Annotated in this window: 10 protein-coding genes and 1 tRNA gene; 6 read left to right on the top strand and 5 right to left on the bottom strand. The window is 71.0% G+C overall.

Annotated elements, in window-relative coordinates; translation table 11 throughout:
- The first annotated feature begins 397 nt into the window (after nt 1-397).
- Nucleotides 398-1,810: an NAD(P)/FAD-dependent oxidoreductase gene (locus ACIBW6_RS19705; protein ID WP_399061198.1), complete on the top strand. Its 1,413-nt coding sequence runs from the start codon at nt 398-400 to the stop codon at nt 1,808-1,810.
- A gap of 214 nt (nt 1,811-2,024) precedes the next feature.
- Nucleotides 2,025-3,335 carry a class I SAM-dependent methyltransferase gene (locus tag ACIBW6_RS19700; protein WP_399061196.1) on the top strand — a complete coding sequence of 437 codons (1,311 nt, stop codon included), beginning with the start codon at nt 2,025-2,027 and terminating at the stop codon, nt 3,333-3,335.
- 75 nt (nt 3,336-3,410) lie between these two features.
- On the opposite strand, the gene ACIBW6_RS19695 is transcribed toward ACIBW6_RS19700, so the two are convergent.
- Complete coding sequence (locus ACIBW6_RS19695; protein ID WP_399061194.1) at nt 3,411-5,951, bottom strand: ABC transporter permease; 2,541 nt, start codon at nt 5,949-5,951, stop codon at nt 3,411-3,413.
- 131 nt (nt 5,952-6,082) lie between these two features.
- Nucleotides 6,083-6,853 carry an ABC transporter ATP-binding protein gene (locus tag ACIBW6_RS19690; RefSeq protein WP_399061192.1) on the bottom strand — a complete coding sequence of 257 codons (771 nt, stop codon included), beginning with the start codon at nt 6,851-6,853 and terminating at the stop codon, nt 6,083-6,085.
- 375 nt (nt 6,854-7,228) lie between these two features.
- Here ACIBW6_RS19690 and ACIBW6_RS19685 point away from each other — a divergent pair.
- From ACIBW6_RS19685 to ACIBW6_RS19675, 3 genes are all read left to right on the top strand, one after another.
- A tRNA-Leu gene (locus ACIBW6_RS19685) sits at nt 7,229-7,311 on the top strand.
- 207 nt (nt 7,312-7,518) lie between these two features.
- On the top strand, nt 7,519-8,694 hold the full coding sequence (locus ACIBW6_RS19680; protein ID WP_399061190.1) for a 4-hydroxybenzoate 3-monooxygenase: 1,176 nt from the start codon (nt 7,519-7,521) through the stop codon (nt 8,692-8,694).
- Between the two features lie 143 nt (nt 8,695-8,837).
- On the top strand, nt 8,838-9,734 hold the full coding sequence (locus ACIBW6_RS19675; RefSeq protein ID WP_399061188.1) for a Bax inhibitor-1/YccA family protein: 897 nt from the start codon (nt 8,838-8,840) through the stop codon (nt 9,732-9,734).
- Between the two features lie 260 nt (nt 9,735-9,994).
- Here the strand turns inward: ACIBW6_RS19675 and ACIBW6_RS19670 are convergent, their stop codons facing one another.
- Complete coding sequence (locus tag ACIBW6_RS19670) at nt 9,995-10,225, bottom strand: DUF4287 domain-containing protein (protein ID WP_399061186.1); 231 nt, start codon at nt 10,223-10,225, stop codon at nt 9,995-9,997.
- 88 nt (nt 10,226-10,313) lie between these two features.
- Here ACIBW6_RS19670 and ACIBW6_RS19665 point away from each other — a divergent pair, with 88 nt between their 5' ends.
- Nucleotides 10,314-10,625 (top strand): hypothetical protein, encoded by a 312-nt coding sequence (locus ACIBW6_RS19665; RefSeq protein ID WP_399061184.1) that lies wholly within the window; start codon nt 10,314-10,316, stop codon nt 10,623-10,625.
- A gap of 6 nt (nt 10,626-10,631) precedes the next feature.
- Here ACIBW6_RS19665 and ACIBW6_RS19660 read toward each other — a convergent pair whose 3' ends face one another.
- Entirely contained in the window at nt 10,632-11,447 is an 816-nt protein-coding gene (locus ACIBW6_RS19660; RefSeq protein ID WP_399061522.1) for a hypothetical protein, read from the bottom strand.
- A gap of 254 nt (nt 11,448-11,701) precedes the next feature.
- On the bottom strand, nt 11,702-12,922 hold the full coding sequence (locus ACIBW6_RS19655) for an acetyl-CoA C-acetyltransferase (RefSeq protein ID WP_399061182.1): 1,221 nt from the start codon (nt 12,920-12,922) through the stop codon (nt 11,702-11,704).
- Between the last annotated feature and the right edge of the window lie 399 nt (nt 12,923-13,321).

Raw genomic sequence — 13,321 nt, 5'->3', positions numbered from 1 at the left:
CGTGTCGCGTACCGTCTGAGCACGGTCTCAGGGGTCCGCGACACGGTCCCGGGAGACCCCGGCGGGAAAGTTCGTGAAGTTCTTCACAAGGAATTCGGTCCCGTTGGGCGATGATTGCCCGCCGTGAGCCCGTCCGGGGTCGCCCGCGGGGTCGTACGGGAGGTGTCCGCGGGGTTTCCGGCGTGTTGCGCGGGGTGCCGGGACGGGAGTGGTCCAGTGGACCGTAAGGCTCGCCGTGGCTGCTCAAGAGGGGTGAGCAACGACCGGCGGCCGACCGTGGTTCCCCGTGCGAGCCATGACATGGTTCACGTGGGCGGCGAAGTGTAGCAGAGGCACCGTCGGTCCTTGTGAAGGGGCGCACGAGCGACCCCCTCCAGACGGGTGGATACTCGATGGCATGAGCACCACGGAGCGTCCCAGGATCCTCATTGTCGGGGGTGGGTACGTAGGCCTGTACGCGGCGCGACGCATCCTGAAGAAGATGCGTTACGCGGAAGCGACCGTCACGGTCGTCGACCCGCGCTCGTACATGACGTACCAGCCCTTCCTCCCCGAGACCGCCGCCGGCAGCATCTCGCCGCGCAACGTCGTCGTCCCGCTGCGACGCGCTGTGCCGGGAGCCGAGATTCTCACCGGCCGCGTCACCACCATCGACCAGGACCGCAAGGTCGCCACGGTCGCCCCGCTGGTCGGCGAGGCGTACGAGGTGCCCTTCGACTACCTGGTGATCGCGCTCGGCGCGGTCTCCCGCACCTTCCCGACGCCGGGCCTCGCCGAGGTCGGCATCGGCATGAAGGGCGTCGAGGAGGCCATCGGTCTGCGCAACCACGTGCTTGAGCAGCTCGACAAGGCCGAGTCCACGACGGACGAGGAGATCCGCCGCAAGGCGCTCACCTTCGTCTTCGTCGGCGGTGGCTTCGCGGGCGCCGAGACGATCGGTGAGGTCGAGGACCTGGCGCGCGACGCCGCCAAGTTCTACAAGAACGTGAAGCGCGAGGACATGCGCTTCATCCTGGTCGACGCCGCCGACAAGGTGCTGCCCGAGGTCGGCCCGGAGCTGGGCGTCTACGGCCGCAAGCACCTGGAGTCCCGCGGTATCGAGGTCTACCTCTCGACGACGATGCCCTCCTGCGTGGACGGTCACGTCGTGCTGAGCAACGGCCTGGAGGCCGACTCCAACACGGTCGTGTGGACCGCCGGCGTCAAGCCGAACCCGGCGCTCGCCCGCTTCGGTCTCCCACTCGGCCCCCGCGGCCACGTGGACACCAGCGCGAAGCTCCAGGTGCAGGGCACCGACTACATCTGGGCCGCGGGCGACAACGCCCAGGTCCCGGACCTGGTCGCCCTCAAGAACGGCACGCCGCCCGAGCGCGCCTGGTGCCCGCCGAACGCCCAGCACGCCATGCGCCAGGCGAAGGTCCTCGGTGACAACGTGGTCTCCGGCATGCGGGGCTTCCCGCAGGCCGACTACAAGCACGCCAACAAGGGTGCGGTCGCCGGTCTCGGCCTGCACAAGGGCGTCGCGATGATCGTCATGGGCAAGATGAAGATCAAGCTCAAGGGCCGTCTCGCCTGGTACATGCACCGTGGCTACCACGGCATGGCGATGCCGACGTACAACCGCAAGATCCGCGTGATCGCCGAGTGGACGATCAACATGTTCCAGAAGCGGGACATCACCGCGCTCGGCGCCCTGGAGACGCCGCGCGAGGAGTTCTACGAGGCCGCCAAGCCGGCTCCGGCGCCCAAGCCGGCCGCCGAGAAGAGCGACAAGATCGACAAGATCGAGGAGAAGGCCAAGGCCTCCTGACCTCGGGGCAGTTCCGAGCAGTGAACAGCCCGAAGGGGCCACTCGCCATCCGTGGTGCGAGTGGCCCCTTCGGCGTTCCCGCACCCCTGGGTGTGTGGTGTCTACAAGTATTTTGCCCATCCGTGACGCAGTAACGGGACTGCGGAACCGGCCGCTCGGTGTTTACGTGGTGTTGGACCGGTCCGGGATCCCCCCTGTCACGGAGGTGTGCGCCATGCAGGACGCCGCACAGCGGCTGAAGAACATCGCCGAGCGGCTGCTCGGCGCCGAGCTCCCGGTGCGCCTTCGTGCCTGGGACGGATCGGAAGCCGGCCCCCCGGGCGCCCCCCTCCTCGTCGTGCGCAGCCGCCGCGCCCTGCGCCGCCTGCTGTGGAAGCCGGGCGAGCTGGGCCTGGCCCGCGCCTGGGTCGCCGGCGAACTGGACGTCGAGGGCGACCTGTACGCGGCGCTCGACATCATGGCCGGGCTGATCTGGGAGCGGGACCCCGACGCGGGGGGCGAGGGCAGGAGCCTGCTGCGGGCGCTGCGGGACCCCTCGGTGCGGGCCGCCGCCGGCGACCTGGTCAAACTGGCCGGACCGTTCCCGCCCCCGGCGCCGCCCGCCGAGGAGACCCGCCGCACGGGCCGCCTCCACCTGCACACCAAGGGCAGCGACAAGCAGGCCATCAGCCACCACTACGACGTCGGCAACGACTTCTACGAACTGGTCCTCGGCCCGTCGATGGTCTACTCGTGCGCGTACTGGGAGTCGCCCGGCGCCACGCTGGAGTCCGCCCAGCACGACAAGCTCTCCCTGGTCGCCCGCAAGCTCGCCCTCAAGCCCGGGATGCGCCTGCTGGACGTGGGTTGCGGCTGGGGCTCCATGGCCGTCCACGCCGCCCGCGAGCACGGGGTGAGCGTCGTCGGCGTCACCCTCTCCCAGGAGCAGGCCGCCTACGCCCGCAAGCGGGTCGCCGAGGAAGGGCTCACCGACCGCGTCGAGATCCGCGTTCAGGACTACCGCGACGTGCGCGACGGCCCCTACGACGCGATCTCCTCCATCGGGATGGCCGAGCACGTCGGCGCCGAGCGCTACCTGGAGTACGCGAGCGACCTGTACGCCCTGCTCAAGCCGGGCGGGCGGCTGCTCAACCACCAGATCGCCCGGCGGCCACAGACGGACGAATCCTCCTACGAGGTCGACGAGTTCATCGACGCCTACGTCTTCCCCGACGGGGAGCTGGCGCCCGTCGGCACGACCACGGGCCTGCTGGAGCGGGCCGGGTTCGAGGTCCGGGACGTCGAGGCGATCCGCGAGCACTACGCGCTCACCCTGCGCCAGTGGGTACGCAACCTGGAGGCGCGCTGGGCCGAGTCCCTGCGGCTTGTCAGCCCGGGCCGGGCCCGCGTCTGGCGCCTGTACATGGCCGCCTCCGCGTTGAGCTTCGAGCGCAACCGCATCGGCGTCAACCAGATCCTCGCGGTGAAGACCCCCGAGAGCGGGACGTCGGGGATGCCGCTGCGGGCCCGCACCTGGACCGGCTGACCCGCCCGCACGCGCGAGGGGCGCATCGGCGACCACCCGTCACCGATGCGCCCCTCGCGCGCGACCGCGCCTTTGCTACTCGGCCTTGATGGCCGAGAGCATGTTCAGGCGGGCGGCGCGCCGGGCCGGCCACAGGGCCGCCAGGATGCCGACGACCGCGGCGAGCGCGAGGAAGACGCCCATCCGGCCCCAGGGCAGGATCAGTTCGTACGTCGCCATGGTCTTGCCGATGAGCTGTCCCGCGGCCCAGCCGAAGAAGACGCCGAGGCCGATGCCGAGCACGCCGCCGAAGAGCGAGATCACCAGGGACTCCAGGCGGACCATGCGCTTGATGCCCTTGCGGTCGATGCCGATCGCGCGGAGCATCCCGATCTCCTGCTGCCGCTCGAAGACCGACATGGCCAGCGTGTTGATGACGCCGAGCACGGCCACGACGACGGCCATGGCGAGCAGGCCGTAGACCATGTTCAGCATCAGCGTGAACATCTGCGCGACCTCGTCGGAGATGTCCTGGCGGTCCTGGATCTTGACCGCCGGGTTCTCGCCGAGGGCCTTGGTGAGCTTGTCCTTGGCGCCGTCGGAGGTGCCGCCGGCCACCTTCAGCATGACCTGCATGTCCGAGACGGCGCCGGTCACGTGCGGGTCGAGGGTGGGGGCGTCGACCATGATGCCGCGGATCATCTCGTTGGCCTCGTAGACGCCCGCGACGGTCAGCCGCTGCTTCCTGCCGTCCTCGTAGGTGACGGTGAAGGGCGAGCCGGCCTTCCAGTGGTGGTCCCGCGCGGTCTCGTCGTCGACGACGACCCGCGTGCCGCCGACAGTGAACGCGCCGTCCTTCAGCGGGAGTTCGGCGAGCTGGTCGAGCGTCTTGCCGTTCACCCCGGTCAGGTCCTCGCCGGAGCCGTCGATCCGCGACGGCGAGGTGGAAAGACCGCTGACGGCGGTGGTGCCCGGCGTCTTCTCCAGGGTGGCGCGGACGTCCGGGGAGAGCGCGTTGCCGTTCGCCATCGAGACGACGTAGTCCGCCTTGATGGAGTCGGCGGCCATCTTGTTGATCGCCGACTGCACGCTGCCCGCGATCACCGTCAGACCCGTGATCAGGGTCAGGCCGATCATCAGCGCCGAGGCGGTGGCGGCGGTGCGGCGCGGATTGCGCACGGAGTTGAGCCGGGCCAGCTTGCCCGAGATCCCGAAGGCGCGCAGCAGCGGGGCCGCGGCGGCGATCAGCGGGCGGGAGAGCAGCGGCGTGAGCACGAAGACGCCGATGACCAGGAGCGCGGCGCCGAGCGCCATCGGGGCCTGCCCCGCGTCGCCCTTCATGGTCGTCGCGGCGAGCACCGCGGCGATGCCGGCGGCCGAGACGAGCGAGCCGAGCGTGTTGCGCAGGATCAGGGACTTGGCGGTCGGCGCGGCGTGCACCGCGTTCATCGCGGCGACCGGCGGGATCTTCGCGGCGCGCCGGCCCGGCAGCCAGGCGGCCAGCATCGTGACGAGGACGCCGACGACCAGTGCGGAGACGACCGTGCCGGTGGAGACGACCAGCGGCCCGTCCGGGATGATCGCGCCCGTGCCGTTCATCAGGGCGCGCAGACCGGCGCCGATCCCGATGCCGACGGCGAGACCGGTGACCGCGGCGACCGCGCCCACGACGAACGCCTCCAACAGCACCGAGCGGGTGACCTGGCGGCGGGAGGCGCCGACGGCGCGCATCAGCGCCAGTTCCTTGGTGCGCTGGGCGACCAGCATGGTGAAGGTGTTGGCGATGATGAAGATGCCGACGAAGAGCGAGATGCCCGCGAAGCCCAGCAGCAGCTGCTTCATCGAACTCATCGACTGGGAGATCGCCTCCGCCTGGTCGTCGGCGAGCTGCTGACCCGTCTGCGTGTCGGCCGCGTCCTTGCCCAGGGAGGAGTCGAGCGCGGCGCGCAACTGGTCCTGGCTGGTGCCGGCGGCGGCCCGCACGTCGATCTCGTCGTACGCGCCCGGCCGGTGGAAGAGCGACTGCGCGGTCGCGGTGTCGAAGAGGGCGAGGGAGCCGCCCGCCGTGACGTTCCCGTCGTCGGTGGTGAAGATGCCGGTCACGGTGGGGGTGAGCACCGGGCCGTCGACGGACATCCGGACCTGGTCGCCGACCTTGTACCCGGCGCGCTTCGCGGTCTCGGCGTCCAGGGCGACCTGGTTCTGCCCGTGCGGGGCGGCGCCGTCCTTCAGCGGGTAGCGGGGGTCCGGGTCCTGCGCGGAGCCCCAGTAGTTGCCGCCCTTGGTGGAGAAGCCGTTGCCGACGAGCTTGCCGTCCTGGTCGGCGACGGCCGCGTACCCGCTGACCACGCCGTACGCGGAGGCCGCCCCGGGCACGCTGCGCGCCTTCTTCAGGGTGGCGTCTGTCAGCTTCACCTCCTTGCCGACCTTGTCGGCGCCGCCCTTGACGAAGCCGGGGGTGACGGCGACGTCGACGTGGTCGAAGCCCTTGGACGACGACTTCTCCAGGGCGGAGGAGATGGTGTTGGTGAAGACGAGGGTGCCGGAGACGAAGGCGACGCCGAGCATGACGGCGAGCACCGTCATCAGGAGGCGGGCCTTGTGCGCGAAGACGTTGCGCAGGGCGGTTCGGAACATGGGTTTCTGCCAGTCCAGGGTTCGGCGGGGTGCCCCCGGCCTGTTCGCCGTAGGGGCTGCTGTTTCGTGGGCGGGTGCGCGTGCGTCGGTTCTCGCGCAGTTCCCCGCGCCCCTTCCGGGGCGCGGCGGTGTCAGCTGGTGCGGCCCTTGGCGTCGAAGCGCTTCATGCGGTCCAGGACCGAGTCCGCGCTCGGGCCGTGCACCTCGTCCACGATGCGGCCGTCGGCCAGGAAGACGACGCGGTCCGCGTAGGCCGCGGCCACCGGGTCGTGCGTGACCATGACGACGGTCTGGCCCAGCTCCCGCACGGAGTTGCGCAGGAAGCCGAGGACCTCGGCCCCGGAGCGGGAGTCCAGGTTGCCGGTGGGCTCGTCGCCGAAGATGATCTCGGGCCGGGAGGCCAGGGCGCGGGCGACCGCCACGCGCTGCTGCTGGCCGCCGGAGAGCTGGGATGGCCGGTGGCGCAGCCGGTCGGCGAGGCCCACCATCTGGATGACGTTCTCCAGCCACTGCTGGTCGGGCTTGCGCCCCGCGATGTCCATGGGGAGCGTGATGTTCTCCAGGGCGGTCAGCGTCGGCAGCAGGTTGAACGCCTGGAAGATGAAGCCGATCTTGTCCCGGCGGAGCTTGGTGAGCTGGCGGTCCTTGAGGGTGCCGAGTTCGGTCTCACCGATGCGGACCGAGCCGGAGGAGAAGGTGTCGAGCCCCGCCACGCAGTGCATCAGCGTCGACTTGCCGGAGCCGGACGGGCCCATGATCGCGGTGAACTCGGCCTGCCGGAACTCGACGGAGACCCGGTCGAGCGCGACCACCTGGGTCTCGCCCTGTCCGTAGACCTTGGACAGCTCCGTGGCGCGGGCCGCCACCGTGGTGGTCCGGCCGGCGAGAGGGGTGGTGGTCACGGGGGTGCTCCTGACGGGACGACTGCGGGGGGACGTTCCCATCGTCGCGGCCGATCGGGCGCGGGGAGTCAGCCGCAGTTCCCGTTCCGGGGGGCGACTCCGGTCGCACCGGAGCCGCCCACGTCATACCTGGGTATGACACGGGACCCTGAGAGGGAAGCGCCCGGCCGAGACCGTGACAGGAGGTGAAATTCCGTCAATCCGCAGAAACCGGCGCAGGCCCCGGGAAGGGCCTCCGGCAAGTGCGTATGGCCACTGTCCGGTGCTGATGCACCCTCAGACGTCAATAAAATAAGACAACATAGGGAGGTCGCCCTGCTGATCGGGGGAGGCCGCCGGATAGGCTCGGACGGTCGATGCGGAGCCCCACAGCCTGCCCGGATGGTGGAATGCAGACACGGCGAGCTTAAACCTCGCTGCCCCTCGCGGGCGTACCGGTTCAAGTCCGGTTCCGGGCACCTCCGATTCACTTCTTCGCACCCCCTTCCCCGCTTTTCCCTCGCGACCCTTCACTTCCTCACGGTCGCGGGGCGCTTCGCGCTGCCCGCCCATCCCCGCACCTCCCCGCACATCCATTGACACCCGGCCGGGGTGAGCGGAGGATCCGGACGAGGCTGTAGTGAACGAAAGTTCGCCAGGCGAACGCCGGGAGCGGGAGGAACCGCATGCGCACCACCGTCGGGATCATCGGAGCCGGCCCGGCCGGACTGCTCCTGGGCAGGCTGCTGCAGAACGCCGGGATCCGGTCGGTCGTCCTGGAGAGCCGCGACCGGCCGTACGTGGAGCGCCGCCAGCGCGCCGGAATCCTGGAGCAGGGCACCGCCGACGCCCTGCGCGCCGCGGGCGTCGGGGCGCGCCTGGACCGCGAGGGCCTCGAACACACCGGCATCGAACTCCGCTTCGACCGGCGCCGCCACCGCGTCGACCTCCCCGCCCTGACCGGCAGCAGGACCGTCACCGTCTACGCCCAGACCGAGGTCTGCAAGGACTTGATCGCGGCCCGCCTCGCCGACGGCGCCCCGCTGCTGTTCGAGGCCCAGGCGCTGGCAGTGGAGGACGCCGGAACCGACCGCCCGCGCGTCCGCTACCGCCACCGGGGCCGCGAGGCCGTCCTGGACTGCGACTACGTCGTGGGCTGCGACGGATTCCGGGGCGTGTCCCGCGCCGCGATCCCGGCCGCCCTCACCCGCACGTACGAGCGGACCTACCCGTATGGCTCGCTCGGCATCCTCGCCGACGTCGCCCCCTCCCACGACGAGCTGGTCTACGCCCGCGGCGACCGCGGCTTCGCCCTGCTGTCGATGCGCTCGCCGTCCGTCACCCGCGCCTATCTCCAGGTGCCCGCGGGCACGGAGGCCGGCGCGTGGAGCCACGAAGAGATCTGGGACGAGCTCGACCGCCGCCTGGAGGTGGAGGACCCCGCCTGGCGGCTGGCCCGCGGCCCGGTCACCGCCGCCTCCGTCACCCCGATGCGCAGTCACGTCCACGAACCCATGCGGCACGGCCGGCTCTTCCTCGCGGGCGACGCGGCCCACATCGTCCCGCCGACCGGCGCCAAGGGCCTCAACCTCGCCGTCGGCGACGTCGTCACCTTCGCCCGCGCCCTGACGGCCCACCTGGACACGGGCGACCCGGCGCTCCTCGACGCGTACTCCGCCACCTGCCTGCGCCGCGTCTGGCAGGCCGAGCGCTTCTCGTACGCGATGACGACGCTGCTGCACCGCGCCCCCGGCGCCACCGGCTTCGACGACCGCATCCAGCTCGCCGGGCTCGACCGTCTGACCACGTCCCGCGCCGCGGAGACCGAGCTGGCCGAGGCCTACACCGGATTTCCCTTCTGACCTGCCCCGGGCGGAACACCGGGAGTATCCCGGACGTTGCCGGTAACAGGATGGGAAAGATCCTCCCTGAGCACTAGGGCCGGATCTTTGCCAGACCATTACTCTTGTGGCAAGGCCATACACGGTGGCCATGGAGGAGTGAAATGAGGAGCAGCAACCCGGTCTTCTCGCGACGGGGGTTCAGCCGCGACAACGGCTACGCGCAGTTCCACGCCGCGCAGCAGCCGCAGGCCGGGGGCCCCGCGGTCGGCACGCAGGCCAACCCGTACGGCCAGGCACCCGCCGGCAACCCGTACGCGCAGAACCCCTACGCCCAGCAGGACCAGTACGGCGCTCCGCAGGCGCCCGCCACCACCGGCCGCATGACGATGGACGACGTCGTCATGCGCACGGCCACCACCCTCGGTGTCCTCATCGTCACCGCCGCGCTCGCCTGGGCGCTGCTGCCGGTCGACGACGCCAACATCACCAGGTCGTACGGCATCGCGATCGGCGCCGGTCTCGTCGCGATGGTGCTCGGCTTCGTCCAGGCCTTCAAGCGCAAGGCCTCCCCGGCGCTGATCCTGGGGTACGCGGCGCTGGAGGGTGTCTTCCTCGGCGTCGTGTCGAGCGTCGTGGACAACCGCATCGCGGAGGGCGCGGCCATGCAGGCCGTGCTCGGCACGATGGCGACCGCCGCGGCCGTCCTCATCGCCTACAAGGCGGGCTGGATCCGCGTCAACCGCCGCTTCTACGGCTTCGTCATGGCCGCCGCGATGGGCTTCATCCTGCTCATGGCGGTGAACCTGCTGTTCGCCGTCTTCGGCGGCGGTGACGGCCTCGGCTTCCGCAGCGGCGGCCTCGGCATCCTCTTCGGTGTCGTCGGCATCCTGCTCGGCGCGTGCTTCCTGGCCCTGGACTTCAAGCAGGTCGAGGACGGCATCGCGTACGGCGCCCCGAAGGAAGAGGCGTGGCTCGCCGCCTTCGGTCTGACCATGACGCTGGTCTGGATCTACATGGAGTTCCTGCGGATCCTCGCGATCCTCCAGGGCAACGACTAGCGGACCCCGGTCCCGCACGTCAGGGGCCCGCGCACCTCCGGGTGCGCGGGCCCCTTTGCCGTGTGCGGGCGGGGGAGTCGCGGTGCTAGGGCCTGTCGTCAAATTCCCGCCGTCGCCCGGAGGGCGGCCCCGCGGCGTCTGGTGCGTGCTCTCGGCGTGCCGGGTGCAAGGCCTCGTACTGGACGTACTTGGCCTTGTGCCCGGTGCGGCGAGAGTGCGTGCCAGGCGTCGCGGGGCAGGCGGGAATTTGACGACAGGCCCTAGCCGAACCTGCGCGCGGCGCGCCGCAGGTCGTACTCGTGGATGATCGCCTTGGCGTGGCCGTACGCGAGGTCGTGCTCGCCGCGGAGCCAGCTGACTTTCTCTTCGAAGCGAAGGAAGCACGGTCCGTCTTCGACGGTGCGCAGCCAGTCGGCGACTTCACGACCGGTGCAGTGAGGGATGCGAGCCAGCAGATTGCGGTGGGTCTCCGCGGAGAAGACTTGGGACATCGGCGCCTCCGGAACGCTTCGATGTGGCCTGGTCCTTGACGTCACCGTGCCTGAGCGCCGGCCGCTTGTAAACAGCTACAGTCGCCGAGTGCTTGATACGACGCCATTGACCGCCGCGGTGGACCAGTTCGCGGACCGGCTGCGGGCCGCGCCGCAGAGCCGGCTGCAACGGGGCGCGGCCGCGGAGGCCCTGGCCTTGGCCAGGGAACTGTCCGCGCGGGCCCAGCAGCTGGAGGAGCCGGGGGGCGTGGTGCGCGAGATGCCGGACGCGGGGATGTTCGCCGCCGCGGACCAGGTGACGGTCGCGGCCCGGGACCTGGCGGTGGTGCTGCCCGGCCGGGAGGCGCTGGCCGGGGCGGTCGAACTGGTCGAGGCGGCCATGAAGCGGGCGGGCATCTGAGCCCGGTCAGGCCGACGCTATGACCCGGTCCGCCAGGATGTACACGTTGTCCCCGCCGCACTCGAACGTCAGGGCGTACGCACCGGAGACCCCGGACCCGCCGAGCAGCACCGGCGTGTCCCCGTCCCGCAGCGCCGCGGCGAGCTGTTCCGCCGTCTCGCGGTGGCCCGGGGTCATGCACAGCGTCGTACCGTCGGCGAAGACGTAGACGTCCAGCGTGCCCAGCGGGCCGGGACGGACGTCGCAGAGCGCCGTGCGGGTGTGCGCCAGCTCCTCCAGACACGCCACCGTCCGCTCGTGGTCGCTGGTGACCGGCGACTGGACCGGGACGAAGTCCGGGTGCGAGGGGTGACGGCGCCGGGCCGCCGCCAGCTCGGGCGACTCACCCGGGAAACCGCCCGGGACGGAGTCCTGCGGGGAGAGCTCGTCCTCCGGCTCCAGGGCCGACTCGACGAGCGGCTCAAGACCGGCGAAGTCGGCCTGCCGGGGCAGGAAGAACTCCTCGCTCAGCGCGCCCCCGCCGGCCAGGAAGGGCGGCAGGTCCGAGGTGTCGCGCGCCTCCTGCGCCGCCCAGAACGCCCGCGCCTCCGCCAGCTCCCGCTCCCGCTCCTCGGCGAGGGCGTCGGCGACGGCGACCCGTATGGCGTCCGCGTCGGTGGTGGTGCGCGCCGCGGGCACGGCGGGCCGCGCGGCGGTGGCGCGGCCGCGGGCCACTTCCTCGCGCAGGTCCGCGATCTGCCGTCGCAGGCCCCGGACGTTGTGCAGGGTGGCGGCGCCGACGGCCGTGGCAGCGGCCGTGGCGAGCAGCAAAGCAAGAGGGATGGCGCTCACTGACGTACTCCCGGTTCCAAGTCGACCCCCGACTTCCTACATCAGCTTGAAGCCTGGACGAACCAGCTGTCAGTGCATTACGTCACGAATTGGACAGGTCTTTTGGCCGGGCGTTTAGCCCCCATATAGGGCGGGTACGGGTCTGACCTGCGAAAACGACTCTCCCCCGAGATGTACGTCACATCCTGGGGGAGATTGGATCACGATTGCATGACCGGATTCAGGTCATGCTCGGCCCGCCGGGATCAGCTGAGGCGCTCGATCACCATCGCCATGCCCTGGCCGCCGCCGACGCACATGGTCTCCAGGCCGAACTGCTTGTCGTGGAACTGCAGGCTGTTGATCAGCGTGCCGGTGATGCGCGCGCCGGTCATGCCGAAGGGGTGGCCGACCGCGATGGCGCCGCCGTTCACGTTCAGCTTGTCCTCGTCGATGCCCAGGTCGCGGGCGGACGGGATGACCTGCGCGGCGAACGCCTCGTTGATCTCGAACAGGTCGATGTCGCCGACACCGAGCCCGGCGCGCTTCAGCGCCTGCTTGCTGGCCTCCACCGGGCCCAGGCCCATGATCTCGGGGGAGAGGCCGGAGACGCCGGTCGACACCACGCGGGCGAGCGGGGTCAGGCCCAGCTCGCGGGCCTTGGTGTCGGACATGATCACGAGGGCGGCGGCGCCGTCGTTCAGCGGGCAGCAGTTGCCGGCCGTGACCAGGCCGTCGGGGCGGAAGACGGGCTTGAGGCCGGCCACGCCCTCCAGGGTGACGCCGGCGCGCGGGCCGTCGTCCTTGCTCACGACGGTCCCGTCCGGGGTGGTGACCGGGGTGATCTCCCGCTCCCAGAAGCCGTTCTTGAGGGCTTCCTCGGCGCGGTTCTGCGAGCGCACGCCGAAGGCGTCCATGTCCTCGCGGGTGACGCCCTTCAGGCGGGCCAGGTTCTCGGCGGTCTGGCCCATCGCGATGTACGCGTCCGGCACCAGGCCGTCCTCGCGCGGGTCGTGCCAGGAGGTGCCCTCCTGCTGGGCGACGGCCGCGGTGCGGGCCTCGGCCTCGGCGAAGAAGGGGTTACGGGTGTCGGGGAGCGAGTCCGAGTTGCCCTTCGCGAACCGCGACACCATCTCGACGCCCGCCGAGACGAAGACGTCGCCCTCGCCTGCCTTGATGGCGTGCAGGGCCATGCGGGTCGTCTGCAGGGACGACGAGCAGTAGCGGGTCACGGTGCAGCCCGGGAGGTGGTCCATGCCCATCTGCACGGCCACGATGCGGCCCAGGTTGTTGCCCTGCTCGCCGCCGGGCAGGCCACAGCCGAGCATGAGGTCGTCGATGTCGCGGGGGTCCAGCTCCGGGACCTTCGCGAGGGCGGTCTGGATGATCGTCGCGGTGAGGTCGTCCGCGCGCAGGTCCTTCAGGGAGCCCTTGAAGGCGCGGCCGATGGGGGAGCGGGCGGCTGAGACGATAACGGCTTCGGGCATCACGGCTCCAGGGGGAGTGCGGCGAATGGCAGGACCGCTTGGGAAGTTACCCGTACGTATCGCTCGGGTCACCGGTGTGGGCGTGTGACGCCTGACGCATTTTTCTAAGCGCTTGCTCAGGGCTCCGCCGGGGGGCGGGGCGGCGGGGTGGATCTGGTGCGGGGTTCTTCGGTGCGGGGCGTCGGGGCGCGGCCGCGGGGGCTTGTCGGCGCGGGGCGTCCGAGCGCGGGTCGCGGGGCTCCGCCCCGGACCCCGCTCCTCAATCGCCGGAGGGGCTGGATTTCCACCCGGAGCTGGGCCTGGCGCCGGAGGGGCTGGATTTCCACCCGGAGCTGGGCCTGGCGCCGGAGGGGCTGGATTTCCACCCGGAGCTGGGCCTGGCGCCGGAGGGGCTGGATT

It is taken from the genome of Streptomyces sp. NPDC049813, from assembly GCF_044465085.1.
Lineage (GTDB): Bacteria > Actinomycetota > Actinomycetes > Streptomycetales > Streptomycetaceae > Streptomyces.
The sequence above is the reverse complement of the archived record's forward strand: the minus strand, read 5'-3'. Positions and strand labels throughout refer to the sequence as shown.